General features: G+C 59.0%; 25 protein-coding genes and 1 pseudogene. 12 read left to right on the top strand and 14 right to left on the bottom strand.

Annotated features, from left to right (window positions below):
* Positions 1-385 precede the first annotated feature (385 nt).
* Positions 386-1,405 (bottom strand): IS110 family RNA-guided transposase, encoded by a 1,020-nt coding sequence (locus tag BLQ98_RS10010; RefSeq protein ID WP_093733171.1) that lies wholly within the window; start codon positions 1,403-1,405, stop codon positions 386-388.
* A 270-nt stretch (positions 1,406-1,675) separates the two neighbouring features.
* Here BLQ98_RS10010 and BLQ98_RS10005 point away from each other — a divergent pair.
* Positions 1,676-1,816: pseudogene (locus BLQ98_RS10005) on the top strand (IS3 family transposase); the annotation flags it as partial.
* Between the two features lie 180 nt (positions 1,817-1,996).
* On the opposite strand, the gene BLQ98_RS10000 reads toward BLQ98_RS10005, so the two are convergent.
* Positions 1,997-2,734 carry an ABC transporter permease gene (locus BLQ98_RS10000; RefSeq protein WP_341833157.1) on the bottom strand — a complete coding sequence of 246 codons (738 nt, stop codon included), beginning with the start codon at positions 2,732-2,734 and terminating at the stop codon, positions 1,997-1,999.
* A gap of 138 nt (positions 2,735-2,872) precedes the next feature.
* Here BLQ98_RS10000 and BLQ98_RS09995 point away from each other — a divergent pair, with 138 nt between their 5' ends.
* Together BLQ98_RS09995 and BLQ98_RS09990 are read left to right on the top strand one after the other, a co-directional pair.
* Positions 2,873-4,975 carry a 4Fe-4S binding protein gene (locus BLQ98_RS09995; protein WP_093733170.1) on the top strand — a complete coding sequence of 701 codons (2,103 nt, stop codon included), beginning with the start codon at positions 2,873-2,875 and terminating at the stop codon, positions 4,973-4,975.
* A complete protein-coding gene (locus BLQ98_RS09990) occupies positions 4,972-5,862 on the top strand; it encodes an FAD:protein FMN transferase (protein ID WP_037941692.1) in 891 nt (296 codons plus the stop codon). The genes BLQ98_RS09995 and BLQ98_RS09990 overlap by 4 nt, the downstream gene beginning before the upstream one ends.
* A gap of 50 nt (positions 5,863-5,912) precedes the next feature.
* Here BLQ98_RS09990 and BLQ98_RS09985 read toward each other — a convergent pair whose 3' ends face one another.
* The 6 genes from BLQ98_RS09985 to pedF all read right to left on the bottom strand — a co-directional run bounded on the left by BLQ98_RS09985 (position 5,913) and on the right by pedF (position 11,871).
* The gene (locus BLQ98_RS09985; RefSeq protein WP_037941691.1) at positions 5,913-6,701 is read right to left on the bottom strand and encodes an FAD binding domain-containing protein; all 789 of its coding nucleotides are present in this window, start codon (positions 6,699-6,701) and stop codon (positions 5,913-5,915) included.
* A gap of 13 nt (positions 6,702-6,714) precedes the next feature.
* Entirely contained in the window at positions 6,715-9,087 is a 2,373-nt protein-coding gene (locus tag BLQ98_RS09980; RefSeq protein WP_037941689.1) for a xanthine dehydrogenase family protein molybdopterin-binding subunit, read from the bottom strand.
* Positions 9,088-9,147: 60 nt separating this feature from the next.
* A complete protein-coding gene (locus BLQ98_RS09975; protein WP_037941687.1) occupies positions 9,148-9,633 on the bottom strand; it encodes a (2Fe-2S)-binding protein in 486 nt (161 codons plus the stop codon).
* Positions 9,634-9,667: 34 nt separating this feature from the next.
* Positions 9,668-10,186 (bottom strand): SRPBCC family protein, encoded by a 519-nt coding sequence (locus BLQ98_RS09970; RefSeq protein WP_037941685.1) that lies wholly within the window; start codon positions 10,184-10,186, stop codon positions 9,668-9,670.
* A gap of 76 nt (positions 10,187-10,262) precedes the next feature.
* Entirely contained in the window at positions 10,263-11,165 is a 903-nt protein-coding gene (locus BLQ98_RS09965; RefSeq protein WP_037941683.1) for a transporter substrate-binding domain-containing protein, read from the bottom strand.
* 1 nt (position 11,166) lies between these two features.
* Positions 11,167-11,871 carry a cytochrome c-550 PedF gene (gene pedF, locus BLQ98_RS09960; protein ID WP_037941681.1) on the bottom strand — a complete coding sequence of 235 codons (705 nt, stop codon included), beginning with the start codon at positions 11,869-11,871 and terminating at the stop codon, positions 11,167-11,169.
* Positions 11,872-12,034: 163 nt separating this feature from the next.
* On the opposite strand from pedF, the gene BLQ98_RS09955 reads away from it, so the two are divergent.
* The 5 genes from BLQ98_RS09955 to BLQ98_RS09935 are packed head-to-tail and all read left to right on the top strand — an operon-like array spanning position 12,035 to position 16,138.
* Positions 12,035-13,195 carry an ABC transporter substrate-binding protein gene (locus BLQ98_RS09955; protein WP_037941679.1) on the top strand — a complete coding sequence of 387 codons (1,161 nt, stop codon included), beginning with the start codon at positions 12,035-12,037 and terminating at the stop codon, positions 13,193-13,195.
* Positions 13,192-14,163, top strand: a complete 972-nt coding sequence (locus BLQ98_RS09950; protein ID WP_051843814.1) for a YVTN family beta-propeller repeat protein — start codon at positions 13,192-13,194, stop codon at positions 14,161-14,163. The genes BLQ98_RS09955 and BLQ98_RS09950 overlap by 4 nt, the downstream gene beginning before the upstream one ends.
* A 24-nt stretch (positions 14,164-14,187) precedes the next feature.
* On the top strand, positions 14,188-14,637 hold the full coding sequence (locus BLQ98_RS09945; RefSeq protein WP_037941677.1) for a hypothetical protein: 450 nt from the start codon (positions 14,188-14,190) through the stop codon (positions 14,635-14,637).
* On the top strand, positions 14,634-15,350 hold the full coding sequence (locus BLQ98_RS09940; protein WP_093733169.1) for an ABC transporter ATP-binding protein: 717 nt from the start codon (positions 14,634-14,636) through the stop codon (positions 15,348-15,350). The genes BLQ98_RS09945 and BLQ98_RS09940 overlap by 4 nt, the downstream gene beginning before the upstream one ends.
* Positions 15,347-16,138, top strand: a complete 792-nt coding sequence (locus tag BLQ98_RS09935) for an ABC transporter permease (protein ID WP_037941675.1) — start codon at positions 15,347-15,349, stop codon at positions 16,136-16,138. Before BLQ98_RS09940 ends, BLQ98_RS09935 begins: the two co-directional genes overlap by 4 nt.
* Positions 16,139-16,146: 8 nt before the next feature.
* Here the strand turns inward: BLQ98_RS09935 and BLQ98_RS09930 are convergent, their stop codons facing one another.
* Both BLQ98_RS09930 and BLQ98_RS09925 read right to left on the bottom strand, forming a co-directional pair.
* Positions 16,147-16,758 (bottom strand): ABC transporter ATP-binding protein, encoded by a 612-nt coding sequence (locus BLQ98_RS09930; protein ID WP_093733168.1) that lies wholly within the window; start codon positions 16,756-16,758, stop codon positions 16,147-16,149.
* Between the two features lies 1 nt (position 16,759).
* Positions 16,760-17,734 (bottom strand): ABC transporter substrate-binding protein, encoded by a 975-nt coding sequence (locus tag BLQ98_RS09925; RefSeq protein ID WP_341833156.1) that lies wholly within the window; start codon positions 17,732-17,734, stop codon positions 16,760-16,762.
* A 222-nt stretch (positions 17,735-17,956) separates the two neighbouring features.
* On the opposite strand from BLQ98_RS09925, the gene BLQ98_RS09920 reads away from it, so the two are divergent.
* From BLQ98_RS09920 to BLQ98_RS09905, 4 genes are all read left to right on the top strand, one after another.
* Positions 17,957-19,723: a PQQ-dependent methanol/ethanol family dehydrogenase gene (locus tag BLQ98_RS09920; RefSeq protein ID WP_037941673.1), complete on the top strand. Its 1,767-nt coding sequence runs from the start codon at positions 17,957-17,959 to the stop codon at positions 19,721-19,723.
* Positions 19,724-19,836: 113 nt separating this feature from the next.
* Positions 19,837-20,535: a response regulator gene (locus BLQ98_RS09915; RefSeq protein ID WP_093733167.1), complete on the top strand. Its 699-nt coding sequence runs from the start codon at positions 19,837-19,839 to the stop codon at positions 20,533-20,535.
* A gap of 33 nt (positions 20,536-20,568) precedes the next feature.
* Positions 20,569-21,738, top strand: coding sequence for an FIST N-terminal domain-containing protein (locus tag BLQ98_RS09910; RefSeq protein ID WP_037941671.1), 1,170 nt, complete (start codon positions 20,569-20,571; stop codon positions 21,736-21,738).
* A gap of 5 nt (positions 21,739-21,743) precedes the next feature.
* The gene (locus BLQ98_RS09905) at positions 21,744-23,936 is read left to right on the top strand and encodes a hybrid sensor histidine kinase/response regulator (protein ID WP_037941670.1); all 2,193 of its coding nucleotides are present in this window, start codon (positions 21,744-21,746) and stop codon (positions 23,934-23,936) included.
* 2 nt (positions 23,937-23,938) lie between these two features.
* On the opposite strand, the gene pqqE is transcribed toward BLQ98_RS09905, so the two are convergent.
* Genes pqqE through pqqB form a run of 4 tightly spaced genes read right to left on the bottom strand, consistent with a single transcriptional unit; the run spans position 23,939 to position 26,938 of the window.
* Positions 23,939-25,021, bottom strand: a complete 1,083-nt coding sequence (gene pqqE, locus BLQ98_RS09900; protein WP_037941669.1) for a pyrroloquinoline quinone biosynthesis protein PqqE — start codon at positions 25,019-25,021, stop codon at positions 23,939-23,941.
* A complete protein-coding gene (gene pqqD / locus BLQ98_RS09895) occupies positions 25,018-25,302 on the bottom strand; it encodes a pyrroloquinoline quinone biosynthesis peptide chaperone PqqD (RefSeq protein ID WP_037941668.1) in 285 nt (94 codons plus the stop codon). The genes pqqE and pqqD overlap by 4 nt, the downstream gene beginning before the upstream one ends.
* Positions 25,299-26,045, bottom strand: a complete 747-nt coding sequence (pqqC, locus tag BLQ98_RS09890) for a pyrroloquinoline-quinone synthase PqqC (protein ID WP_037941667.1) — start codon at positions 26,043-26,045, stop codon at positions 25,299-25,301. Before pqqC ends, pqqD begins: the two co-directional genes overlap by 4 nt.
* Positions 26,042-26,938: a pyrroloquinoline quinone biosynthesis protein PqqB gene (pqqB, locus tag BLQ98_RS09885; RefSeq protein WP_093733166.1), complete on the bottom strand. Its 897-nt coding sequence runs from the start codon at positions 26,936-26,938 to the stop codon at positions 26,042-26,044. The genes pqqC and pqqB overlap by 4 nt, the downstream gene beginning before the upstream one ends.
* Between the last annotated feature and the right edge of the window lie 12 nt (positions 26,939-26,950).

The raw sequence follows: 26,950 nt of genomic DNA, 5'->3' as shown, positions 1-26,950 counted from the left end.
AATGTTCTTTTTGGTCGCGCATTTTAGATGTTCACGGGCTGTACAGCGAAAGAGCAGTATGAATTCCGTAAGGCGCAGCGGAGTTCAATGTCCTGTGTGGATAGCTGCTGCAAAGCAAGACATATTTGAAGCTGATTTTGGCACTGGTCAGAAGCAGACGTGTGTCCGGCCTGTTTGCGCGGCGCACGCGGCCGCTGGCCCTCCCTCTCGGGACATTGCTGTGCAATGCCCTGCCGGGCAGTGGATGGTTTCCGCAAACCAAGTCCCAAACCGGTCTGCGGACAAGTGAAGCCACTGACATTCGACGGGGTTTCTTGGCTGACGGGCTGACTGTGCTCCATCATTTCAATGGTCTTGCTGTCTCGTGTGTTCTGTTCTCCTCAGTTTAGATCGTGTGCGGTCTGTAGTACTCGTTCTTGCTCAAAACGGCCCAGATAATCCGCGCTGTCTTGTTTGCCATTGCCACGGTGGCAAGGCGGGTAGGTTTGCGGTCAAGCAATGCTCGGGACCACGGATCAACGCGTTCGGGATGTGTTTTCATCTGCCTCAGCCGAGAAGTTATACCAGTGACCAGCAGGCGTATGATATATCGATCCCCCATCTTTGTGATAAGCCCAAGTTTTTCTTTGCCACCACTTGATCGGTTAAGCGGCGTCAGCCCCAGCCAGGCGGCAAATTCGCGACCGTTCTTGAACTGACTGGCATCTCCTGCTGTTGCGACAATTGCTGACGCGGTCACTGGACCAACGCCGGGGATCGACCGAAGTAACGTCACGCGGAGGTCCTGCTTGGCTTGAAGCCTTATACGCATTTCATACCGCCGCACGCGGAGATGCAGGGCAACAAGTTGGTTGCTCAGATTGTCGAGCACATCGATGGCAACTTCTGGAATGCCTGGCTTGTCGCCATCCAGCACACCCTTTGCAAACTTGATCGCGCTGCCGATCCCCTGCACAATTACGATACCAAATTCGCCCAGCAAGCCACGCAGCATATTACTTAGTTGGGTTCTCTGCCGGACGATCAGATCACGGGCTCGGTGGAGGAAGAGAACGCCCTGTTGCTCTTCTGACTTAATCGCGACAAACCGCATTATTGGACAAGTCACTGCCTCGCAGATAGCAGCGGCATCAACCGCGTCGGATTTGCCCCGTTTCACATAGGGCTTCACATACATCGCTGGGATCAGGCGCACATCATGGCCCAACTTACTTAGCTGTCGGGCCCAATAATGACTGGAACCGCAAGCCTCCATGCCAACCAGACAGGGTGGGAGTTTCTCAAAGAATGCGAACAACTGCGCGCGCCGCAAAGCTTGGTTGAAAGCGACTTCGCCATTCTCAGTCACTCCGTGAACCTGAAAGATATTCTTGGCCAAATCGAGGACGACTGTTGTAACCTGCATTGGGTAGCTCCTCTCAAAAGCAGTCAATAACAACTGCAGTATGGCGCATTGCGACGCCGGTTGGAGCAGGAGCTATCCACACCATCCGCTTCGGTGAAATGAGCTGCAACGCAGCGGAAAATTGTATGACGTCAGCACCCACGGGACAGATTTGAGGATTTGAAAAAGGGAGGATTTCTGGTTCATCTTATCGATTAGGAGATCGAGATGATAAAGAAACCCCAGACGTCGAAAGACGCCGCCGAGCAGGTTCACCGCAAGTACCGTGATCGTTATCACGAGAGCCCGCACAACGTCACACCCGCAGACGTTTACTTCGGGCGAGACAAAGCCATTCTCAGGGAAAGGGAGAAGATCAAGAAACTGAAAATCCGCCAGCGCCGCTGGCAAAATCAAAAACAAGCCGAATAATCAATCACGCAAACGAGCCAGAGCCTCCAATGCTCAAGCCGCACTGATGCACCATTTTATATAGCCAAGAACTCTTCACGGGTCACAAGAGCCGTCCGACGAAGGTGCTATTAAGAAACCGGTGGCAGCTCACTGGGACCCTACCGCGGCGCAACTTAACGCCAACTGAACTTTGGGAGATCAGACCCAGGACGCGCTACGCCAGCGTGTTGCGCGTCGCTCCAAGGTTTGCAGCGCTCCGTATTCGAGCGCCAACATCAGAAACACAAAACTCAGCGCATAGGCGAGAACATAGCGCGTCTCGAACAGCTGGAAATAGAGGTGGATCTGAAACCCGATGCCATCGCTGCGGCCCAGAAACTCGACCACGAGCACAATTTTCCAAATAATCGCCAACCCGTTGCGCGTGCTGGCAGCAAAATAGGGCCAAAGCTGGGGTAGTGTCACATGGCGAAGGCGCTGTATGGGCCGCATCCGGAAGACACGTGCCATTTCGCCAAGTTTAGGGTCCAGGGCCTGCACCCCTTCGCGCAAGGTCACAGCCACCATCGCCATTTTATTGAGGGCGACAGCAGTAACCGCAGCAACCTCGTTCAGACCGATCCAGAGGTAGCACAAAACGATAACAACCAATGCGGGAATATTCAAAAGCACGATCAGCCATGGCCCGAACCAGCGGTTGAGATACGGATAGAACCCCAACAACAGCCCCGCCACCGTGCCAAAAACCATCGCAAGCGCGAAGGCCATGGCAACCCGCTTGAGCGTTGCCCAGATGTGCCGCTGCAACTCACCCGATCGGCCCTCGAGCAAGCCGACGCGCCAGACCTCGGCAGGGCCGGGAAGGACCGCACCATCACTTGTTACCCATGCCGCAAGGACCCAGATCAAATACAGCCCGAAAAGTGATATCACCACGACCGGCAATGAGGGGTGAGGGTTGTGGTCAGGCATAGCAATTACCATGCACAAATCCCGCGCCAATCCCAAGGCGAAATAGCGAAGCCCTACCATAGTCGCATAGAGCATTTTTCCACCTGCTTCTAATCTCGATCAATGCAACGCCACTGGATATTACACATCGTGCTTGGTGCGGTCACTTTATGGCTGGTGTCGTGCATTGCGCTGGCCGCCCAGCCGCTGGATCGAGAGACGTTGGAGCCCTACATCGTTCCGCCGATGTCGCTGGGCGAGAGGATCAACGATGAAGGCGTGTGGCAGCTTCTGAACTCGGGCGGTGCCGAGGCAGGATTTGTGTTCGAGACTGAGCCGATGGCACCGCTGCCCGGCTTTTCCGGTGCGCCTATCAACGTGCTGGTGGTCCTTGACCTTGAAGCTCGTTTTCTCGACGTCAAACTGATCTCCCACAACGAGCCGATCTTTGTCTCAGGGCTGGGACAGGCACCGTTCCACAAGTTCTTCGAGCAATATCGTGGCCATTCGATTACCGAAAGTCTGGTGGTCGGGACGCCTTATGGCGCGGGAACTGACGGATCCGCGCTGGTCTATCTTGACGGCGTCACCAAAGCGACCGCCTCCGTGCGCATCGCCCATGAAAGCGTGCTGGCCGCGACGCTGAAGGTCGCACGCGAAAAGATGAGCGGCGTCTCGACAGGTCCGCCCGCCTATCCGGACCTTACCTATGATGAGCCATTGGACTGGGAGGATCTGGTCAGACAAGGACTGGTCACCCGTCACCGCGTGTCGAATGCGGAGATAAACGCTGAATTTGCAGGGACGATCTGGGCCGACGATGATCCGGAAGCAAGAGACAATCCCGACGGCACCTTCCTCGATCTTTGGGTTGTGGACATAGGCCCGCCCTCGATCGCCCGCGCGGTGCTGTCTCCCGGCAGCCTCGCTGAACTGAAGGGGTTTATGGGTATCTCCACCAGCGACGAACCCATTCTTGTAATCGAGACGGCACGGCACGGGTTGGTCACCGATGAATTCATCCGCAACACCTCACCCGATCTGATCAGCGCGGAACAAGGCGGTTTTCCGATAGCCCTGCGAGATGCCGACATCTACATTGAGCTGAATGACGCCCTGCCCGACGAACTGCACGACAGTGCTGCCCTGATCCTGCGCACGGACAGGCGGCTGGGGTTCGATCCTACTGCGGAATGGACACTGCGGATCAAGGCGCTGCGCGAGCATGGCATGTTCAAACCCGAAATCGGTTCAGCCTCGGTAGACATCACCCACAGCACGGACGCGCGGTTTTTCAAACGTCTCGAAGCGGTCAAACCGACGCCTGCGTGGGTAGATGCGTTGCGCAACCGTGCGGCGGATCTGATTATCCTCGCCGTCTTTCTTGTCGGATTGATCGCACTGCTGGGCCTTAGCCTGAACCGCCTGGCCGGGCATAGATATTTCACACCGATCCGCCTCGGGATTCTGGCCTTTGTCATCGGGTTTGTCGGCTGGTGGGGGCAAGGGCAATTGTCGATCGTTACGCCGCTCGGGGTGATCCGTACGGTGGCCGAGGGCGGATCACTGGCGTTTTTACTCTACGATCCCTTCTCGCTTGTCATCTGGGCTGTCACGATCCTCGGGTTTGTGCTCTGGGGGCGAGGTCTGTTTTGCGGCTGGTTGTGTCCCTTCGGGGCGATGCAAGAGTTCGCCCACCACCTCGCAAGACTGTTGCGCATCCGCCAGATTGACGTGCCCGATGCGTGGGACGACCGCCTGAAATGGATCAAATACGCCGTCTTGTTCGCACTTGTGGCGATCATGTTCACCGCCCCTGCGCGATTGGACAAAGCCATCGAAGTCGAGCCGTTCAAGACCGCAGTGACCACGTTCTTTGTCCGCGAATGGTATTATGTGGCTTATGCGGTGGGGCTTTTGGTGCTGTCCATGGTGGTGTTCAAAGGGTTCTGCCGCTACATTTGCCCACTGGGCGCCGTCATGGCGATCGGCGGATTGATACGCACCCGCAAATGGATCGACAGGCGGGCGGAATGCGGATCGCCCTGCCAGTTGTGCCGCGTCAAATGCGCCTACGGAGCCATCAAGAAAACCGGCGAAATCCAGTATTCCGAATGTTTCCAATGCCTTGATTGCGTCACGATCCACGATGACCCAAAACAATGCGTGCCGCTGATCGTGGCGGCGCGGAACGGGCGCAGACTGCATAAGGTGGCCGCGCAATGAAACTGAATCGTCGGCGTTTCTTGTCTATCTCGGCCGCCTGCATGCTGGCGACGCCCGCGCGGGCGCAGATCCACCGCTGGCAGGGTCGTGCCCTGGGGGCGGAGGTTGACATAACCCTGCATGCCCCGGCAGAGATTGCCGAGCCCGCATTGGACCGCGCCCGTGGGTCTCTGGATGCCGTTATGGCGCAATTCGACCTGTTCGATCCGGCCTCCACAGTCTCGCGGTTGAACCGGACCGGGCACCTTGATGCGCCCGATGTGATGTTTCGCAGGTTGATGCAGGCCTGCACACAGGTTCACGCAGCAACCGGCGGGCTATTTGACCCCACCGTTCAGCCGCTGTGGCGCGCATTAGCCGAAGGGCAACCACCTGAGGCCGCGCGCGCGCTCATCGACTGGTCGCGTGTGCGCCATAGTGCTGCGTCGGTTACGTTGGGCGAAGGACAGGCGTTGACCTTTAACGGAATCGCCCAAGGGTTCGCGACAGATCTGGTGGCCGAGGCGCTGCGGGATGCGGGGCTCGAGCGCACGCTGGTCAATATCGGTGAATTTCGAGGCACCGGCGGGCCGTGGAGGCTGGGCATCAGTGACCCCGAAATCGGGATGATCGGCACGCGCACGCTCACCTCGTCGGCCATCGCCACCTCCAGCCCCAAGGCCGTTCCGCTGGGCGGTCAAGGGCATATCCTGCATGGGCACGCAAAACCGCGTTGGTCTACAGTCTCGGTCGAGGCGGCGACCGCAACCATGGCGGACGGGTTTTCCACAGCGCTGACAATGGCCCGCCTTGAGGATATCCGTGCGGCGGTGGGGACATTCGGGATCCGGCGGATCACGCTTGTTAGTGATCAAGGCGATGTCTCGAGGGTCGAGGCCCCTGCATAAAAAAGCCCCCGCATTATGCGGAGGCCTTCGTGTTGTTCAGGCATGCGAGCTTAGCGTGAGGCTGTAACGGCCCGTCCGGTCAGAACCTTGATCAGATGGGCGCGGTAGGCGCCATCGCCGTGCAGGTCGGTGATCATCCCGTCTGCGTCCACACTCAACCCGTCCAGCGCACCTGCGGAGAAATCCGCCGACAGCGCCTCCTCTGCTTCGGTCCACCGGAAAACGCCGCTCTCGGAAGCGCCGGTGACAGCGACCCGCACACCGTCGTCGTGCTTGGCCACAAACACACCCACCAGCGGGAACCGCGAGGCGGGCTGCTCGAACTTCTGGTAGTCCGCTTTTTGCGGCACGGGGAACGTCACCGCCGTCACAATCTCGTCCTCCTCCAACGCCGTTTCGAACATGCCCAGAAAGAAGTCGTCCGCCGCGATGTCGCGGGTGTTGGTGGTGATGGTCGCACCGGAGGCGAGGCACGCTGCCGGATAGCAGGCTGCGGGATCGTTGTTGGCCACCGATCCGCCTATCGTCCCGCGGTTGCGCACCGCAGGATCGCCGATCTTGGAGGCAAGATAGCCGAGTGCGGGATAGCTCTCAGCCAACTCTGTCGCGACCTGCCCGTGCGTCGTCGCACCGCCGATGCGGATCGTTGATCCTTCGCGCGATATTCCGATCATTTCCGCAATCGCGCTGAGGGAGACCAACTTGCTGGGGGCAGCGAGCCGTGCCTTGAGCGTGGGGATCAGGGTTTGCCCGCCGCCAAGAGGCTGGGCTTCATCCGTTTTCAGCGCGTTCACCGCTTCTGCAACTGTCGTTGGACGTTCTATGTCAAATGCATACATGGTTTGGGTCCCTTTACGCGTTGTTCATGGCTGACCACACACGGTGTGGAGTCAACGGCATGTCGATGTGTGTGACGTTCTTGCCGCCCGATTGAAGGGCGTCGATCACAGCGTTCACAACTGTGGGCGGGGATCCGATGGCACCGGCTTCACCGCAGCCTTTGGCCCCCAGCGGGTTGTGGGTGCAGGGTGTTCCCTGACTGTGATCAACGATATAGAAGGGCAGATCGTCCGCGCGCGGCATGGCATAGTCCATGTAGGACGCGCTCTCCAACTGGCCATCTTCGTTATAACGCGCCGCTTCCAGCAGCGCCTGGCCGATGCCCTGCCCCAGACCGCCATGCACTTGGCCGGTCACGATCATCGGGTTCATGACATTGCCGAAATCATCCACGGCTGTCATGCGGTCTACCCGCACCTTGCCCGTATCCGGATCAACCTCGACCTCACAGCAGTAAGCGCCTGACGGAAACGTGAAGTTGGCCGGATCATAGAAGGCTGTTTCCTCCAGCCCCGGCTCGATGTCTTCAATCGGGAAATTATGCGGGATGTAGGCCTTGAGGGCTACCTCGCCAAAGGAAACGCCCTTGTTCGTTCCCACGACCGAGAATTGACCGTCCTTGAGCTCGATATCGGTCTCGGCAGCTTCCAGCATATGTCCTGCGATCTTCTTGGCTTTGGCGATGATCTTTTCGGTGGCGCGGACAACGGCAGAGCCACACACCGCAAGGCTACGCGACCCGTAGGTGCCCATCCCGAAGGGGATCTTGGACGTATCGCCATGCACGATGTCGATGCTTTGGGCGTCGATGCCCAGCATATCGGCGACAATCTGCGGGAACACGGTTTCATGGCCCTGGCCGTGGCTGTGCGCGCCGACCATGACACTGAGGTTGCCCGTGGCGTTCACCCGCACGGTCGCCGCATCATAGAGACCCACACGGCTGCCCAGCACGCCGACAAGGTTGGAGGGCGCAATGCCGCAAGCCTCGACATAGGCGTTCACACCAAATCCGCGCAGCAGGCCTTTGGCCTCGGACGCCTTGCGGCGCTCAGCGAAACCCGCAACGTCCGCAACTTCCTCCATCTTGTCCATCAGGGCGTCGTAATTGCCGGAATCGTATTCCAGACCGGCCGCGGAGGCGAAAGGATACTGGTCCGGCTTGATGAAGTTTTTGCGCCGCAGGGCAATCGGGTCCATGCCCAACTCGCGTGCGCATTTGTCGATGACCCGCTCCAGAGAATAGGTCGCTTCGGGCCGACCGGCACCGCGGTAGGCGTCGACCGGCGCGGTGTTTGTAAACACCGCTTTGACGTTCACATAGACATTCGGCACCGTATAGTTGCCCGCCATCAACGTGCCGTGCAGAAAGGTCGGCGTGGCAGTGGCAAAGTTTGACAGGTAGGCACCGACGTTTGCATAGGTCTCGGTGCGGAAGGCCAGAAAGTTGCCTTCGGCATCTGTGGCCAGTTCAATTGTGGTCACATGGTCACGGCCATGGGCATCGGTCAGAAACGCTTCGGTCCTGTCGGACGTCCACTTGACCGTGCGACCCACGCGTTTCGCCGCCGCCAGCACCAGTGCCTCTTCGCCGTAGTGGTAAATCTTGGAGCCAAAGCCGCCGCCCACGTCAGGCGCGATTACCGTCAGCTTGTTTTCGGGAATACCCATCACGAAGGCCGAAATCAGCAACCGGGTCAGATGAGGATTTTGCGATGTGGTGTGCAGCGTATATTCATCGCTGCTCTCTTTGTAGCTTGCCATGGAGCAGCGCGGTTCCATCGCGTTGGGCACCAACCGGTTGTTGACCAGCTCGAGCGTGGTGACATGCGCCGCACCTTTGATCGCATCATCAGTGGCCCGTCGGTTGTCTTCGATCCAGCCCCAGTCGAAACACTGGTTCGTGCCAATCTCGTCATGTACGAAATTGTCCGATGTGAGCGCCGCCTTCACGTCCATGATGGCGGGCAGTTCCTCGATGTCGGCCTCGATGGCTTCTACCGCATCACGCGCCTGTTTTTCCGTCTCGGCAATGACCGCGGCATAGGCATCGCCCACATGACGGACCTTGCCGTGGGCCAGCACGGGACGCTTGGGCTCCTTCATCGGCTCGCCATCGCGGCTGTTGATAAGCCAGCCTGCGGGGTTGCCGCCAACATCGGCGAAATCGGCACCGGTAAAAACCGCCAGCACGCCGGGCATGCTTTCCGCAACGGATGTGTCGATTGATTTGATAACGCCGTTTGCCACGGTCGAGCGGGCGAAGACCGCCGCCGCCTGATCATGGGCGGGCGGGATATCATCGGTGTATTGTCCTTTTCCCTTGAGGAAACGAACGTCTTCGCGGCGGCGTGTCGATGCGCCAATTCCGGTGTCCTTCGGCATGAAACTTCTCCCTTAATCTTTTATTTTGTGTAGGCGTCGGCCTTTGTATTCCGGCCCGGGCTATTCTGCAGCGATGGCGCTGACATCCTGACCGGATGCGGCCATGATCGCCTTGACGATGTTGTGGTATCCCGTGCAACGGCAGATATTGCCTTGCAGATAGTGGCGCACTTCGGCCTCTGTCGGTTTCGGATTGTCCTTGAGAAGGTTGGCCGCCGTCATCACCATGCCCGGTGTGCAGAATCCGCACTGCAATCCGTGATGCTCCTGAAACGCGCTCTGGATCACGCTGAGCGATCCGTCCGAGCCTGCCATCCCTTCGATCGTCTTGATATCCGCACCATCGGCTTCGATTGCGAACATGGTGCAGGCTTTCACAGATTTTCCGTTCACATGAACCACGCATGCGCCGCACTGCGATGTATCGCACCCGACATGGGTGCCCGTCAGTCGCAGATCCTCACGCAGCATTGACACCAAAAGCGTCTGCCCCTCAACGTCGCGGGACACCTGCTTCCCGTTGACCGTCATTTCTACTTTCGTCATGTCGTTTCTCCCTTGGTGTACTCGTGTGACCCGCTCAGCTTTTTACCAGCTTGCGGAACCAGCCTTTTTTCTGTTCTGGCGCTGCCTCGGCAGTTGCGGCAACCTCTTGCGATGGTGTGCCGAGGGCATCCTGGAAATTGCTGAAAAACTGATCTGCCATTTTCTTGGCAAATCCATCGATGATGCGGCTGCCAAGCTGGGCCAGCTTGCCGCCCACCTTTGCCTCGACGTCGTAGTGCAGGATCGTCTGGTCGCCGTCGGCTTCCAGACGGACTTTCGCACCGCCCTTCGCAAAGCCGGCGGCACCGCCTTTGCCCTCGCCGGTGATGGTCAGGCTTTCAGGCTCGACCATCTCGCTCAGCTGGACAGCGCCCTTGAAGGTCGCCTTTACCGGCCCGACCTTTTGAACCACCACGGCTTCGAAACCGTTTTCGGGTGATCCGGTCATTTCCTGGCACCCGGGCACACAGGCTTGCAAAACCTCTGCGTTCAGCAAGGCGGCATAGACCGTCGCGCGGTCTGCGTCGATCGTCTTTGTATCACTAAGGTTCACGTCATAATCCCCACTTTGATTTTCTCTACGCTAGTCCAACGAGACGCAGCGGCATATTAGACCAACGGCGCATATCTCAGCGCAGAGGGGGCTGGAAACTCAACCCGTAGCTGTCGAATATTGCTGCGATCCGTCCATCCTCGAGCGCTGCATAGATCGCGTCATCCACGGCATAAGACAGTGGCCGAAAACGGAAGTTGACCCCGACACCCAAAGTCCACTTGCTGACGGCAAAGCCTGCCAGCGGGGGCTGGTGTACGTCCGTCGCCTCGGTCAGCCCGTATTCCAACTGCCCCAGCGGGCCCATGGCCGCCTTCGTCTCGCCGCCGTTCAGCGCGGTCATTGCGGCCTGCATATCGGGATATCTCGTAATATTCGCCGCCAACTGCCCGCCTGCAAATGACGTCAGGTAGAAATCCGATATTGAATCGTTTTCAACCGCAACCGTATCGAACCGGAAATAGGCCGGTACGGGCTTTTCGTCCGGATACTCGGATTTGACATAGGCGATGGCGATGGATTCGGTGGAATACTGGCCCGTGAACACCACCTGCTCGACCCGGCACTTGAACGCTGAATCGTAAGGCACCCGCATCATCACATTGGAGACACGCCCACCGATGACAGCACCCTTCCAGACGTTGTTGCGCAGATCCGCTTCGAGGTTCTCGTCCGACGACACAAAATTGAATTGTGCCTTAACGCCGATTTCTTCGGCAATCAGGCGGGCAATGTCGACATCGACCCCCCTTGGCTTGCCCGCCTCCTCCCAGCTGTAGGGTGGGTAGTTTTCGTAGACCGCAAACAGCATGAATCCACGCTCCACGATCTGATCAAGGTCCTGCCCCACCTCGTCGCGGCCGGCATTCTGCGGTTTGGGTTGCGGCACATAATCGGCACAAGGATCGGCAGCGTGGGCCTGCCCCGCAAAGGACAGGCCCGCAAGCGCCAGCGAAAGAGCGACTGTCAGGGCGCGCATGCTAGTTCGCCGCCGACAATCCGATTGTAAGCGTCTCTGCCGCAGTTTTGTATGCAGCAGGCGTACCGTCGATCTGAGCCGCCGCACGCAGGGCAATGGAGTCTGCAACTGGCGCGCCGGACAGCGTATCAATCCCCTCGCCGATCTCGGTCAGCCGGGCCTGTAATGCTTCCGCATCCGCGCCCTCTGCATTGTTAGCGTATTCTGCCATCTGGTCACGCAAAGCTTTCAGCTCGTCTGACACCGCATCCATTGCATCGCTGTCGGGGCGCGTTTCGATGTATGTTCGGATCGCCCAGGCGGCGTCCTGTCCCAGCTGCTCTTCGAAAGCGGGCATTTTGGTAATGCCGTTCTGCGTCATGCCCGAGCGGAACCGTTCCGCATACCATTCGTCGCCGTATTCTTCGGCTTCGAGATACCGCAGATCGGGTGCAAGGCCCCCCGATACGCCCTCGATCCCGTGACAGCGCGCACAGTTCTGGTTGTATCCCGAGGCACCGACCTCGACAGCTTCTTTCCAGACATCGACACCGGCCGTGTCCGCGCGGTAGGGATTGACGGTCAACCATTCCTCGCCCGTTGACGGCAGGCTGCCCGTATCCACCGGCGAGATTCCGATAGGCGGACCCGCCGCGAATGCGGTGGTGACAGCGCCTGCCAGAATAATTGTCGGCAGGGCTGTTTTTGCGAACAGACGAAGTTTCATATCACTCTCCCAAGTCAGGTTGTGTTTTTCCACCTGTCTAAGGATTGCCAAACGGTGGCGATATTAGACTTTGGTTGGGTACACCCTTCGGCAGGTATTCTACGAAGGTCTCATTAGACAGTTCCGGCGCGCGCGGTACGTTTGATAAAAGCGGGAGGCGGATATGATCTTGAGACTTGCGATTGCGGTAACCCTCGGCCTTACCCGAATGGCGCAGGCCGATGTCGCTGTGACAGTGGCCTATCTGCACGTCGAGCAGCCCTTGCCCCCTACCCTGTCCAACCTTGATCCACTCCCGGACGATCTTGGCCTTGCGGGCGTGCGGACAGGGATCGCGGACAATGCGACGACCGGCAGGTTCCTTGGCCAGACATACGCGCTGATCGACGGGCATGTGGCGGAAGGGGAGGATCCGCTGGCCGCTGCAAAGATCTTGCTACAGGACACGAAATTTCTGATCCTGAATGCCGCCCCGGAGATCATCCTCCAGATCGCCGATCTGCCAGAGGCGCGCGATGCGCTGTTGTTCAACATATCATCGGGCAATGTGGCGCTGCGTGATGACGCCTGCCGCGCCAACCTGCTGCATGCCCTCCCGTCCGTCGCAATGCGCACCGATGCACTGGCGCAGGTACTGGTGCAAAAACGCTGGACGGACCTTGCGATGATCGTCGGCGGGCATCCGCAGGATGAGGCCTATGCCGCGGCAATGCGCGCCTCGCTCGTCAAATTCGGGCTAAAGCCCGGGCCCGAAAAGCAATGGCTTTTTGATGCGGACATGCGGCGCAATGCAGCGCAAGAAGTGCCCCTGTTTACGCAAGAACTGGGCGATTATGACGCGCTGATCGTTGCGGACGAATTGCATGATTTCGGGCGCTACGTTCTCTACAACACTTGGGCTGCACGGCCTGTTGTCGGCTCTGAAGGGCTGTCGGCAGTGACATGGGACCGCGTGATCGAGCAATGGGGCGCCGCACAGCTGCAAAGCCGCTTCGAGGAGGAAAGCTTGCGCCCGATGGCATCCGAGGATTACGCAGGCTGGGCCGCCGCGCGCACCGTAGGCGAAGCCGTGACGCGCGCGAACACCGGCGTTGTCGGCGCTGTGCGCGCCTATATCCTGTCAGATGATTTCGAGTTGGCGGGCTTCAAGGGCCGCCCGTTGACCTACCGCACCTGGAACGGTCAGCTGCGCCAGCCCATCGCCATCGTGCACCCCCGCGCGCTGGTGGAGCAGGCACCTCTCGAAGGATTTCTGCACCGCGTCAATGAACTCGATACCCTCGGGCTGGATCAGCCCGAAAGCAAATGTGAGGCTTTCCAATGAACGAACCCCTGACAAAACTGCTGCCCCTGATTGTGCCTCTGGCGCTCGCCGCGCCTGTCACCGCCGGCGAAATCTGGGTCACCAACGAAAAGGACGACACCGTCAGTGTGATCGACACCGACACACTGGAAGTCATCCAGACCTATCCCACAGGCGAACGCCCGCGCGGCATTACCTTTTCAAAGGACTTCACCCGCCTCTACATCTGCGCGTCCGACAGTGATTCAGTCCAGGTGATGGACCCGAACACCGGCGAGATCCTGCGCGATCTGCCCTCGGGGGAAGACCCCGAACAATTCGTGCTGCACCCCGATGACATCCACCTCTATATCGCCAACGAAGACGACGCGATCACCACGGTCGTCAACACGCAAACCGGCGAGGTTGTGGCCCAGATCGACGTAGGCGTTGAACCCGAAGGCATGGCCGTATCGCCGGATGGAAAGATTGCCATCACCACGTCCGAGACCACGAACATGGCGCATTGGATCAACACCGAAACCAACGAGCTGTTTGCCAACACGCTGGTCGACAGCCGCCCGCGCCACGCCGAATTTGCCAAACAGGGCACCGAAATGTGGGTCAGCTCTGAAATCGGCGGCACGCTCACGGTGTTTGATACAGCGACGCAAACCGAAAAGGGAAAGATCGAGTTCGAGGTGCAGGGCGTGCATCCCGACCGCGTACAGCCCGTCGGCTTCGAGTTTACGCCCGATTACGGCACCGTATTTGTGGCCCTAGGGCCGTCCAATCACATCGCAGCGGTCAACGCCGAAACCTACGAGGTCGAAGAATACATCCTCGTCGGGCGCCGCGTCTGGCACATGGAGTTCAACGAGGACCATTCGCAGTTGTTCACCACCAACGGTGTTTCAGGTGACGTGACCGTCATCGACGTGGCATCGCGCAAGGCCGTCAAGACAATCAAGGTCGGACGCTTTCCATGGGGTGCCGCCTTTCGTCCATAACGACACGACAACCGGAGAATACATATGTTGAAAACACTGCTGAAACCCACGCTGATTGCCTGCCTTGCACTGTCCTCACCGGCATTTGGGGACGATCACGACAGCGGCTTTGGTGCCGCGGGCGTGCTGTCGGGCAAGAATAAGGAAGACCTGCCGCCCCTGACACTGTCCTCGGGCATGCCCATTTCGGAGGGTCCATGGGTGCTGAAATCCGGCACCTATTACGAGTTCGAGATCATCGGCGATGGCTCGCAGGAGCTGGCGTTGACGGGGCCGGAGTTCTTTCGGTCGATCTGGATCGACGAGATTGTCGTTGAGGGGCTTGAGATCAGACCCCTTGGCCTCGACAGTGTTGAGTTCGACGAAGCGGGCGAAATGGAGATCGGGTTCTTGGCGATCAAGCCGGGACGCTATTATATGAAAGTACCCGGCAGCACGGGTGAAACCCAGCGGATTGAAATCACCATCGAATGACAGGATTATCCATCAGCGGCCTGAGCTATCGCTACGGGTCAAAGGTCGCGTTGGACGACGTCTCGTTCGAGGTCTCGTCAGGACAGTTTTGCGCCCTGCTGGGCCCCAACGGGGCGGGAAAATCGACATTGTTCAATCTGCTGACGCGGTTGATCGTGTCACGGCAGGGCCGCATCACGATTGCGGGTGAGACCCTGTCGGACCATCCACGCCGCGCGCTGTCGCATCTGGGCATCGTGTTCCAGCAGACAACGCTGGATCTGGATCTGACAGTGCGCCAGAACCTGCGCTATTTTGCGGCGTTGCAGGGTATGTCGGGCCGCAGGGCAGAGACCGCCATTGATGCGGCACTTGACCGTTTGGACATGCGCGCCCGCGCCGGTGAAAAAGCGCGCACGCTGAACGGCGGTCACAAACGCCGGACCGAAATCGCCCGCGCCCTTCTGCACAGCCCTTCGGTGCTTTTGCTGGACGAACCAACCGTCGGCTTGGATGCTGCGGCACGCCATGCAATCACGGCCCATGTACACGACCTGGGGGCAGAGGGCACCTGTGTGCTCTGGGCGACCCATCTGGCCGATGAAGTGCGCCCCGACGACCGCCTTGTGATCCTGCACCGAGGGAAAATTCTGGCCGATGGCACCGCCGGCGACATCAGTGCAGAGATGCCTCTTTCCGACCGTTTTCTAAAGCTGACAGGGGCGGCTGCATGAATGCCTATATGACATCGCTTTACGCCATTTCGCTGCGCGAAGCGTTGCGTTTCGTGCACCAGCGCGAGCGTTTTGTCGCCGCACTCGTGCGGCCGCTCGTCTGGCTGCTGGTCTTTGCCGCAGGCTTTCGCGCGGCGTTGGGCATCAGCATTATCGCGCCCTATCAGACCTACATCACCTACGAGACATATATCGTACCGGGTCTGTGCGGCATGATCTTGTTGTTCAATGGCATGCAATCTTCGCTCAGCCTTGTGTATGACCGCGAGATGGGCTCGATGAAGCTGTTGCTGACCAGCCCCCTGCCCCGCTGGTGGTTGCTGTTTTGCAAACTTGTCGGCTCCACTCTGATCTCGATCTTGCAGGCATACGCGTTTCTGGCCATCGCGGCGGCCTTTGGTGTGTCGGCCCCCGTGGCGGGGTACCTCGCAGTTTTCCCTGCGTTCTTGATTGTCGGCCTGATGCTTGGCGCGCTTGGGCTGGTTTTGTCGAGCTTTGTCAAACAGCTCGAGAATTTCGCAGGTGTGATGAACTTCGTCATCTTCCCGATGTTCTTTTTGTCCTCCGCACTCTATCCGCTATGGAAAATGGCCGAAAGCTCTGAACTTCTCTATGCAATCTGCGCTTTCAACCCGTTCACACACGGGATCGAACTGATCCGTTTCGCGCTTTACGGCCAGTTCAACGGAGAGGCGCTGTTGTGGACGCTGCTGGCCGCCGGTGTTTTTGTCGCCGGTGCCGTCTGGGGATACGATCCGGCACGTGGCATGGTCGGGCGCAAGCGGTGAGGCGGCTGTCAGAGGACCAGACGGGCCGGTGATCCGGCCAACCGGATCGTACGGCTCGCCATCTTCTCGGCTTCGTCAACGACGTGGGTCACAAAGATGCTGGCCACCTGATGCGCCTCGCGCAGCCTTATGAAAAGCAAAATCATTTCATCGGCCAGCGCAGGGTCCAGCGATACGAACGGCTCGTCCAGCAGCAAGAGCGTCGGCTTGACCGCAAACGCCCGCGCCAGAGACAAGCGGCGCTGCTGGCCCAGTGATAGCTGCGCCGGAAAATCGCTGCCGCGCCCGGCCAGCCCGACTTCCGTCAAGGCATCCTCGGCAGTCTTGGCATCAACACCGGTCGGGATCGTGATATTGTCGCGCAGGCAGCGCCAGGGCAGCAAGGTGGGCTCCTGAAACACCATCGCGATTTTTCCGTGCACCCGCCTGTCGCCTTCGAACCCCGTCTCGATCCCCGCGATGATCCGCAACAGCGACGTCTTTCCAATCCCCGAAGGCCCGACTAGCGCCAGCGTTTCCGCAGGGCTCAGGGTGATCTTGATGCTGCCCAGGATTGCCGTGTCGTTCTTCGCGAATGACCGCAGATCAAGATCCACCACAGGGGCATGTGACGCCTGCATGTCAGGGCACCTGTTTGTAGAAAACGCCTTGCGGGAGGGTCGTGGCATCCCCCAGCAACTCGGTACCGCCCAGATCGGCCATCAATGCCAGCATGCGCGCCGCGGCCTGCTCGTCAACCGGAGCAGCTGGTGGGATTCCTGCGCGAAATCCATCCCTGAGGGCTAGGAATTGTGCATCTGACCGTGCGCTCATTAAGGGCCGCAGACGGTCCCATACAGCATCATTCGACAGCATGATATCTTTCGCCGCACGCGACGCCGCGGCAAGGCCTGCAACAAGGCCCGGTTTGGCGCGCAGCAATTCACCCCTCACGACATATCCCAGCAGCGGTTTTTGCGGATCAAGGTCCAGCGCGCGGGCGGCATCGTCTATGTCGATCAGTTTGCGCATGCCACGCGCCTGCATCTTGGCATTGAAATGCCAATAATTGATCGCACCGTCCACACCGCCATCAACTGCTGTCTTGAAGATCAGCGGGGGCGCACCAAAGACTTGTTCGGTTTCGGCCTTCAGATCCATGCCGTATTCCTGAGCCGCATAGGCCCGCAGCACCAGCCAGCTTTTATCCAGCGGACCGCCTGCGATACCGATTTTGCGGCCCCGCAGATCGGCAAGCGTCTGCGCCGCGCTTTCTTCCTGTACCATCAATGCACCGACTGCGCGTGAATAGGGGAGAAACACGAAATCCTTGCCCGCCGCCCGCTGCCGCGCAACCCACAGCCAGTCGCTCACCATCGCGTCGGCAGCACCCCCCTGAAACGCCACCATCGCCGCTGCTCCGCCCGCGACGCCCTGAACCTCGAGTGTGAAACCGTTGGCGGTATCGAGGCCGTGGTGACGGATTGTATCAAGCTCCCAGTTTACCGTTCCAACCGGTAGAACGGCGATGCGCAAGACGGGCAGTTCAGCGCGTACCGGCGTTACCCCGAACGCAGCAGCCATGGAAAGAAAGAGAGCCGTAATGAAGTTTCGCAAGGGGTGTCCTTTGATCTGGAGGGCTGTCCGTTCGACTGCCAGACTAGCCCCCTCGCACCCGCGTCAGCACTGCGACTTTGGTCTTGGGCGAGACGCCCTTGGAGATACGACCATTGTTCAATAGCCGCTTTGCCTTTTTGTGCAGATAGTCGAGCTATGCCGGATTGCGCCGTTCATTCATAAGGTGTGGCCGGACCAGATAATTCTTGGGAGGAATACCGAATGAACAGATTTATTTTGGCGCTGACGGCTTCGATGATGACGGCAACCCTGGCGGTCGCTGACGTCACAGAGGCCGATCTTGCGAATGATACGGCATCCACGGGTGACGTGTTGACAAACGGCATGGGGCGTCACCTGCAACGCCACTCTCCGCTGACAACTCTGAACAAGGACAACGTCAAGAACCTTGTGCCGGCCTGGGCGTTCTCTCTCGGCGGTGAAAAGCAGCGCGGCCAGGAAACGCAGCCCATCGTGCATGACGGCGTGATGTACATCACCGGCTCCTATTCGCGGATGTATGCAATCGACATCAAGACAGGCAAAGAGCTGTGGCAGTATGACGCCCGCCTGCCCGAAGGTATCCTGCCGTGTTGCGACGTCGTGAACCGGGGTGCCGCCATCTTTGGCGACAAGGTTTACTTCGGCACGCTCGATGCGCGCATCGTTGCATTGAACAAGGACACCGGCGATGTGGTCTGGAACAAGCAGATCGCCGATTACAAGGCGGGGTACAGCTACACTGCCGCCCCGCTGATCCTGAACGGCATGATCATCACCGGCAACTCTGGCGGTGAGTTCGGCGTGGTCGGCCGTGTCCAAGCCCGTGATACCGAGACCGGCGAACTGATCTGGGATCGTCCGGTGATCGAGGGTCACATGGGGATGCTGAACGGCGAAGAAAGCACGATGACCGGCACGTTGAACGCGACATGGCCGGGCGATATGTGGAAAACCGGCGGCGGGGCTACCTGGCTCGGTGGATCGTATGACGCGGACACGGATACGCTGGTGTTCGGCGCGGGAAACCCTGCCCCCTGGAACAGCCACCTGCGCAATGCGGGCCAGCCGACAGAAGGCAACTCCGGTGACAACCTCTATGCCGCGTCACGCATCGGTATCGACCCGGCCACGGGCGAGATCAAGTGGCACTTCCAGACGACGCCCCGCGAAGGCTGGGACTATGACGGGGTGAACGAAGTCGTCGCCTATGAAGACCGCGCAGGCAACAAACGGTGGGCTACCGCCGACCGCAACGGCTACTTCTATGTTCTCAACCGCGAGGACGGCGCATTTGTGAGTGCCGCACCTTTCGTCAAGGACATCACATGGGCCAGCGGCATCGATGATACCGGTCGTCCGATCTTCGTCGAAGAGAATCGCCCCGGCGACCCGGCTGCGTCGGCCGATGGCAACAAGGGGGAAGTCGTGTTCTCGTCGCCTTCCTTCCTCGGCGGCAAAAACTGGATGCCTATGGCACACTCGCCCGTAACTGGCCTGTTTTATGTGCCCTCCAACGAATGGGGCATGGACGTCTGGAACGAGCCGATCACCTACAAGAAAGGTGCGGCCTACCTTGGTTCGGGCTTCACGATCAAGCCGAACTACGAGGACCACATCGGCAGCCTCAAGGCGATGGACCCCGACACCGGCGAGATCAAGTGGGAGTACAAGAACGACGCGCCCCTTTGGGCCGGTGTGATGACCACTGCCGGTGGACTGGTGTTCACAGGCACGCCCGAGGGTGAATTCATCGCCTTCGATGACGAAACCGGCGACAAGCTTTGGTCGTTCCAGACCGGTTCCGGCATCGTCGGCCAGCCCATCACCTGGGAACAGGACGGTGAACAGTTTGTGACCGTAATCTCCGGATGGGGTGGTGCGGTGCCACTCTGGGGCGGCGAAGTGGCCCAGAAGGTGAGCTACCTCAACCAGGGCGGCCTGCTGTGGACCTTCCGTCTGCCTGCACAGCTTGCTTCCAACAACTAAGAAATCTCCCTGTAACCTTGTGCGCCCCTCTCGTAGGGGCGCATTTTTTTGGCACGGGCGACTAGGACTTTTTGACAAGAGACTTTTGGATTGTTGTGCCCTAGCGTAGGGCCATGACACCTCATCAATCGCCAATATCAAAACATTTATTGCAAGACATCGCACCCTGGGCGCTCATCGTCGATGACCATCCTCTGTTTTGCGATGCGCTTGATCTGACCCTGCGGTCGGTGGCAGAGTTCGTGGAAGTTCGCACAGCAGATTGCCTTCAATCGGCACTCAAGACGCTCGACACCTTCAAAGCGCCGCACCTCATCCTGCTCGATTTGAACCTACCCGATGTCAGCGGCCTTGACGGATTGATGCAGCTGCGCCGGAAGTCCGAAGAGTCGAAAATCATCGTAGTCTCTTCGATGACCGATAACACAATCATCAACGCCGCAATCACATCCGGTGCAGCGGGTTTTGTGCCCAAACACAGCCGCCGGTCGGTGTTCAAGGATGCCGTCGACCAGATCAGGGAAGGCAAGATTTTCACGCCGCCCGGTTTTGTCAAAGGCAGCGAGGGGTCTGCCAAGGATGACACGCTGCGAAGATTGTCGTCCCTGACCAACCAGCAAGCCCGTATCCTGAACCTCATCTGCGAGGGTAAGCTCAACAAGCAGATCGCATTCGACCTGACGATTGCGGAAACAACTGTAAAGGCGCATGTGACCGCGATCATGCGCAAACTCGGCGTTCAAAGCCGCACCCAGGCGGTGCTGGTTGCACATGAAGCGAATTTTTCCGAAGTCTTGCCAAACCGGGAATAGCACCTCTATCGTGACCGGAACGGGGTGATCAGAATGACCGAAAAGATCCAGAGCAACGGGCGGGACGTGCATGTATTATCTCAGGCCCAGGTCTCGGTAAAATGCGACGATCCGGTCGCGCATCTGCGCGAAAAGCTGGGGGACGCTCCCTTGGCCCTGCTCACGGTCTTTGTGACCCCGAATGTCGATTTTGCTGCTGTCTCAGAGAGACTCAACGCAGTATTTCCCACAACTGATATTGTAGCCTGTACCACCGCCGGAGAAATCGGCGCGGGAGGCTATGAGGAGGGAACGATCCTCGGACTTGGCTACCCCGCCGCACATTTTGACAGCATTTCGATCCTCGTCGAAGACCTTGACGGTCGCGAGACCCAAAGCGCGGTTGACCGCATTGCGCAGGACCGGGTTGCCTTGCGCGATAGAAACCCCAAAAAACTGAATGGGTTTGCCTTTCTCGTGGTGGACGGCCTTTCCCTGCGCGAGGATACCCTGACGGCTGCGATCTCGCCTGCGCTGCGGGACATGCCGCTGTTTGGCGGATCGGCGGGAGACGGCACCAGATTCAAACAGACGTTCGTGTCATTTAATGGACGGGTGCGCCAAAACGCTGCCGTTCTGACGATGATCCAGACAGATCATAAAACGCAGGTCTTCAGCATTGATCACCTTGTCCCCACGGATATTCAGATGGTCGTCACCGACGCCGATCCCGACAGGCGCATCGTGAAATCCATCAACGCAGAGCCGGCCGCGCGCGAATATGCGCGATTGGTCGGTACGAACCCTGACCAGCTCGACCAGTTCACTTTCGCCTCCCATCCGGTCGTCGTGCGTATCGGCGGTGCCCATCATGTCCGCGCGATCCAGCAGGTCACGCCAAAAGGCGAGTTGGTGTTCTTCTCTGCCATAGACGAAGGCATGGTGCTGACTGTGGCAGAGCCGCGGGACATGGCCGAACATCTGGACGAGAAGCTGACCGAGCTGTCCAGAATGGGCACGCTGACGGACATCGTAGGATGTGACTGCATTCTGCGCCGCATTGAAGCCGAGCAAAAACAGAGCACCCGCCAGGTGTCGGACGTACTGACCCGTCACAAGGTCATCGGCTTTTCAACCTATGGCGAACAAATCGGGCCGCTTCACGTCAACCACACCATGTCCGGTCTGGCGATCTATGCCGAAACCCATGGCGGCGAGGCCTGACACCCATGTCATTGATCAACCCACTCGACAGCATCGAGCGCCAGAATGAAAAGCTGCTGCTGATTTCCAAAGTTCTCATGCGCCGCGTGGAGCAAAAAAACGAACAGTCCGGTCTTGCCTATGCCCAGTTCGAACGGGCCGCCCTGCTTGAGATGCAGGTCAAGGAACGGACCATTGATCTGGAGCGCACACTCGATCTGTTGCAGGAATCCAATGCACAGCTTGAAGAGGCCAACCGCGAGACCGAAACCGCCCGCACCAATCTGGGTGAGGCTATTGAGACGATCAACGAAGGTTTTGCGCTGTTTGATTCCAACGACCTACTCGTCCTGTTCAACAGCCGTTTTTGCCGCGATATGAAAGACGTGGAGATGCGATTGGTCGAAGGGTTGCCTTTCAACGACTACGTCGACCTGGTTTCGCGAAGCAGCTCCCTCGCACTGCCGCCTGATGTGACACCCGCCCAGTGGGCCAATCGGCGCACCGAGCGGCACCGCGACAACCATGTGGTGTTCAATGTCAGTCTGAAACATGACCGCTGGATACAGGTCAGCGAACACCGCACAGCCCGTCGCGGCACCGTTATCCTGCAGACGGACGTCACCGAAATTATCCGGCTGGAACGAAAAGAACAGGACCGGATGCGCGACCGCCAGGCGCAGATCCTTCAAGCCACGCTTGACCATCTCAATCAGGGAGTTTGCATTTTTGATCATGCAAAAAATCTTGTGGGCTGGAACAAGAAGATGAATCAGCTGCTGGATCTGCCCCCTCAGGAAGCAGCATTGGGGAGAAATTTTGTCATTCTCCTCGAACAGCTTGAAAAACAGCTCATCTTCTCCGACCAGTTCGACGTCGACATGCTGGTGCGATGGGCCAACCACAATGAAGGGCGGTCCCCGATTGCTTTTGAAGTCACGCGCAACGGCCGCCAGACCTTTAGCGTTTTTGGTCAGGAAATGCCGGACCGTGGCTTTGTGATGAGTTTTACCGACGTCACTGCCGAGCGGTCTGCGGCGAAATCATTGGCCGAAATGAACGAAGTGCTGGAACAGCGCGTGCAGGACCGCACGAATGAGTTGGGGATCGCCTTGTCGGAAGCGGAGCGCGCCAATGCGTCAAAATCCCGATTTGTCGCTGCTGCAAGCCATGACCTGTTGCAACCGCTTTCTGCTGCAAAACTGTTTGTGGCTTCGGTGTCGGACCGGTTGACGCAGCCAGACCTACTCAATGTGATCGGCAAGGCCGAAACAGCCTTGATCAGCGTCGAGAAGATCATCGAAGCTTTGCTGGACATCTCCAAACTGGACGCGACCAGCCCCACTTTCGACATCCAGCCGGTGCGGCTGGACGCCATCCTTGGCCCTCTCAGCGACGAGTTGACGCCCGTAGCACGGGACAAGGGGCTGGATCTCACCATCGTGAGCTGCGGCCTGACCGTGCGCAGTGATCCCGGCTATTTGCGGCGCATCGCACAGAACCTCATTTCCAACGCGATCCGGTACACGCAGAGTGGCAAGGTTCTTGTGGGCGTGCGGCGCAGCGGGGCCACGGCCCGTATGGAGATCTGGGATACGGGCTTTGGCATTGCAGAGGCTGATCAGAAACTGATCTTTCAGGAGTTCAAGCGTCTGGATATGGCGAACTCTGCGGCCGGTCTGGGTCTGGGTCTGGCCATTGTCGAACGGGCTTGCAAGTCCCTGAACCACCCGCTGCATCTCTGCTCCATTCCGGACAAGGGTAGCTGTTTTACGGTAGAGCTGAAGATCCTCTGCAGTGACAAAGCCCAAAAAACGACCGTAAGACCAATGAGCGACAGCCCCAAGTTACCGAAGCTCGGTCAGATTATATTGCTTGTGGAGAATGACGGGGATCTTGCCAACGCAATATCCCTCATGATCGAAGGCTGGGGCGCCCATGTCATTCACGCGCTCAACGGTGAGGAGGCAATTGCCATCCTCAGGGACATCGATCTTGTCCCCGATGTACTATTGCTCGATTGCCAGTTGGGCGATGGCATGTCGGGGCCCGAGCTGCACCAACGGATCATTCAGCAATACGGGCCAATCCCGACGCGTATGATCTCTGCCGACCGCAGTAGCGCGCTTGCGCAACAGTGTGCCTCGATGGGGTTGAACCTGATGCCCAAACCCATCGACCGTCTCAGGCTGTTCGACTTTCTCCGCAGTGTCTCGTGAGGTTACGGGCTTTTGCGGTAAACCAGTTCGGCGGTGTCATCCGTTGAAAACCCTTGCGCCAGTTCCTGCATGCGTGAATGCAACGGCGATTTGATGCAGGTCGGGTCCGTGGCCGCCGGATCGCCCGCAATCGCCATCGCCTGACACCTGCACCCCCCAAAGTCCAGCTTGCGCCGATCGCAGGATTTACACGGCTCCTGCATCCAGTCCTCGCCGCGATAGGCGTTGAAGGCGCCGCCGTGATACCAGATGTCCGACAGCGGCTTGTCCGCCACGTTGTCGAAGACGAGGTTGGGGATCGTCTGCGCAGCGTGACAGGGCAACACCAGCCCGTCAGGCGTTACGTTCAGACCCGAGAGCCCCCATCCGCCCATACACCGTTTGGGATAATCGCCGTGGTAATCCGCCGGCACATAGTCGATGACCAGCTGACCTTTGAGCCGCTTGCGCGCTTCAGCGACCACGCGGCTGGCCTCGTCTGCCTGCGCGCGTGTCGGCATCATCGCGCTGCGGTTCAGCATCGCCCAGCCGTGGAATTGCACAATCGCAACTTCGATCCGCCGCGCTTTCATTTCAACGGCCATCTCGATCGCCTCCGGCAATTGGTGCAGGTTCTGGCGATGCACCACAGCGTTGAGCGTCAGCGGAAAACCTGCCTCGACGATCCACGCCGCTGCCTGCATCTTGCGTTTGAACCCGCCGTTGTACCCGCCGATCCGGTCGGCCATATCTGCATCCGTGCCTTGCAAGGACAGCTGCACATGATCAAGCCCTGCTGCGTCCAGTTCGGCAAGTCGCCGCTGCGTGAGGCCGATGGCCGAGGTGATGAGGTTGGTGTACAGCCCGGCATCCCGCGCGCCCGCCACCAGATCAACCAGATCCCGCCGCGAAGCAGGCTCGCCTCCCGACAGATGCAGTTGCAACACGCCAAGGCCTGCGGCCTGACGAAAGACGTCGACCCAGAGTTCCGTCGAAATCTCCTTCTCCCGTGCCGCCATTTCGACGGGATTGGAGCAATAGGGGCACGACAGGGGGCAGCGATAGGTCAGCTCCGCCAGCATGGCGATGGGTGCGGGCGCGGTCATGGTTTAATCTCCAGTATCCGGCGGTCCATCAGGCCCACCACATACCCGGACACATCCTCCGAGATTTGCGCAACAGGTGCGGCATAAAGCGCTGCGAGCGTCTCGATAATCTGGGACATGGTTTTCTCACCGTCGATCTGCTGCAAAATGGCAAGTCCGATGGCATCAAGGTCGATGACCCGCTCGGGTGCCAGCAAGACAGTTTTGCCGCGTACCGTATCATCATGCATCCGCACGCCGCGCGGTATCCGTGGTACTGCCTGACCGTCGAGCGCCGTCATGATGCGGGGGTCAAAACGTATGAACCGGGCACCCAGGCCCCCGGCGGAATACGCGCAGGCGTGACATAGGCCGCATGTAACGCATCGAGCTGCGCCCAAAGCACATCGGTCTTGAATTCAAGCGCAGCCGCCGCCGCGTCCTGTTTCTCGGCAGTATCGGCGTGCTCCAGAACCCATCCCAACCCGAAGGCCACATCCTTGGGCGCCTGTGTCAGCCGGTTGCGGAAATAGGACAGGCTCGTGTCGTCGGCAAAGGCGTAATTCGCCATCAGTCCTTCGATCCGCGCGGCGTGAATTTTTGGCGCAAACAGCTCGGTCAGCGACGCGGCGACCGCTTCAAGCAGCGTCTTGTCTCGGACAAAGCGCACGTAGGCATCCACCGCAAAGCGCGTAGCCGGTAACACCCCGCGGGCACTGGCAACATAGTCGCGGTCTAGCCCAACAGCATCTGCAAGATGCAACCAGCGGGCAATGCCGCCCTCGACCTCGTCAGTGCCGTCGTGGTCCTCAATGCGTGACCGCCACGCGCGGCGCAGCGCGGGATCATCGACACGGCTCATGAAAGCGGCATCTTTCATCGGGATACTGGCCTGATAGTAGAACCTGTTGATCACCCATGCGCGGACCTGATCGGGCGTGCAACCGCCGCCATGCAGCAAGTCGTGAAACGGATGCTTGTCGTGATACCGCTCGGCCCCGATCCGGCGCAGGCGGGCTTCGAATTCGGCGGGTGTGGCCGTCATATCTCCAACTCCATCCCGTCCTGCGCAATGATCCATCCGGCGGCTTCGACCGCTTTGCGCTCTTCTGACATAGGCCGGAACACTGGATTGGTATTGTTCATATGGACAAAAACTTTCTTCGCAATCTTGATATCTTCGAAGGCAGCGATGGAACCGTCGGGGCCGGACATGGACATATGCCCCATCCGCCGCCCGGTTTTCTGGCTCAGTCCTGCGCGCACCATCTCGTCGTCCTGCCAAAGTGTCCCGTCAAAGAAAACCGCATCCGCCCCGTCCAGCCGCGCCGCAAGCGTATCGCGCATTGCCGCACAGCCGGGAATGTAGAATGCGTTTTTGTCCCCTGCCCGCAAATGTACCCCGACCGTCTGCTCACCCTCCAGGTCGGTTTGGACTTCCGCACCTTCCAGATAGAGCGGCACCTTGCCCGGCACCGGAAACAGCTGCGCCGTCAGACCCGGTGCAATTTCGACCTCGCATCCCAGCTCAATCGAAACGCGTTTGACGAAGTCCGGATGGAGGGCATTAAAAATCGGATTTTCGGCGAGCACGCGATGAATTTCAGGTGTGGCGAAAAGCGTAAAAGCCTGTTGCTCGCGCAGGGTCAACAACCCTGCAATGTGGTCGATATCGCCATTGGTGAGCAGGACAGACCGCAAGGGGGATTTGCGCAGGTCACTCGGATGCAGAGGCGGGGCTTTGAGCATCTGGTCCCGAATATCGGGCGACGCATTCAAAACCGCCCACTCGGTGCCATTGGCGCTGAGGGCGAGCGAAGACTGGGTTTGCGCGGGTATCGTTCCTGCACGCGCCAGATTGCAATTCTCGCACCCGCAGTTCCACTGTGGCAAACCACCACCGGCAGCCGACCCAAGAACATGCGCGCGAAACGTCAATGCAACTCTCCG

Origin of the sequence: Sulfitobacter litoralis (assembly GCF_900103185.1) — a bacterium.
GTDB lineage: Bacteria > Pseudomonadota > Alphaproteobacteria > Rhodobacterales > Rhodobacteraceae > Sulfitobacter > Sulfitobacter litoralis.
Note: the sequence above shows the minus strand (reverse complement) of the source record. Positions and strands in the feature narration are given on the sequence as shown.

Bases quoted from the DNA above. Each gene is read 5' to 3' on its own strand.
- BLQ98_RS10010 (WP_093733171.1), bottom strand. From the start codon at position 1,405: ATGCAGGTTACAACAGTCGTCCTCGATTTGGCCAAGAATATCTTTCAG.
- BLQ98_RS09995 (WP_093733170.1), top strand. From the start codon at position 2,873: ATGCAACGCCACTGGATATTACACATCGTGCTTGGTGCGGTCACTTTA.
- BLQ98_RS09990 (WP_037941692.1), top strand. From the start codon at position 4,972: ATGAAACTGAATCGTCGGCGTTTCTTGTCTATCTCGGCCGCCTGCATG.
- BLQ98_RS09985 (WP_037941691.1), bottom strand. From the start codon at position 6,701: ATGTATGCATTTGACATAGAACGTCCAACGACAGTTGCAGAAGCGGTG.
- BLQ98_RS09980 (WP_037941689.1), bottom strand. From the start codon at position 9,087: ATGCCGAAGGACACCGGAATTGGCGCATCGACACGCCGCCGCGAAGAC.
- BLQ98_RS09975 (WP_037941687.1), bottom strand. From the start codon at position 9,633: ATGACGAAAGTAGAAATGACGGTCAACGGGAAGCAGGTGTCCCGCGAC.
- BLQ98_RS09965 (WP_037941683.1), bottom strand. From the start codon at position 11,165: ATGCGCGCCCTGACAGTCGCTCTTTCGCTGGCGCTTGCGGGCCTGTCC.
- pedF (WP_037941681.1), bottom strand. From the start codon at position 11,871: ATGAAACTTCGTCTGTTCGCAAAAACAGCCCTGCCGACAATTATTCTG.
- BLQ98_RS09955 (WP_037941679.1), top strand. From the start codon at position 12,035: ATGATCTTGAGACTTGCGATTGCGGTAACCCTCGGCCTTACCCGAATG.
- BLQ98_RS09950 (WP_051843814.1), top strand. From the start codon at position 13,192: ATGAACGAACCCCTGACAAAACTGCTGCCCCTGATTGTGCCTCTGGCG.
- BLQ98_RS09945 (WP_037941677.1), top strand. From the start codon at position 14,188: ATGTTGAAAACACTGCTGAAACCCACGCTGATTGCCTGCCTTGCACTG.
- BLQ98_RS09940 (WP_093733169.1), top strand. From the start codon at position 14,634: ATGACAGGATTATCCATCAGCGGCCTGAGCTATCGCTACGGGTCAAAG.
- BLQ98_RS09935 (WP_037941675.1), top strand. From the start codon at position 15,347: ATGAATGCCTATATGACATCGCTTTACGCCATTTCGCTGCGCGAAGCG.
- BLQ98_RS09930 (WP_093733168.1), bottom strand. From the start codon at position 16,758: ATGCAGGCGTCACATGCCCCTGTGGTGGATCTTGATCTGCGGTCATTC.
- BLQ98_RS09920 (WP_037941673.1), top strand. From the start codon at position 17,957: ATGAACAGATTTATTTTGGCGCTGACGGCTTCGATGATGACGGCAACC.
- BLQ98_RS09915 (WP_093733167.1), top strand. From the start codon at position 19,837: ATGACACCTCATCAATCGCCAATATCAAAACATTTATTGCAAGACATC.
- BLQ98_RS09910 (WP_037941671.1), top strand. From the start codon at position 20,569: ATGACCGAAAAGATCCAGAGCAACGGGCGGGACGTGCATGTATTATCT.
- BLQ98_RS09905 (WP_037941670.1), top strand. From the start codon at position 21,744: ATGTCATTGATCAACCCACTCGACAGCATCGAGCGCCAGAATGAAAAG.
- pqqE (WP_037941669.1), bottom strand. From the start codon at position 25,021: ATGACCGCGCCCGCACCCATCGCCATGCTGGCGGAGCTGACCTATCGC.
- pqqD (WP_037941668.1), bottom strand. From the start codon at position 25,302: ATGACGGCGCTCGACGGTCAGGCAGTACCACGGATACCGCGCGGCGTG.
- pqqC (WP_037941667.1), bottom strand. From the start codon at position 26,045: ATGACGGCCACACCCGCCGAATTCGAAGCCCGCCTGCGCCGGATCGGG.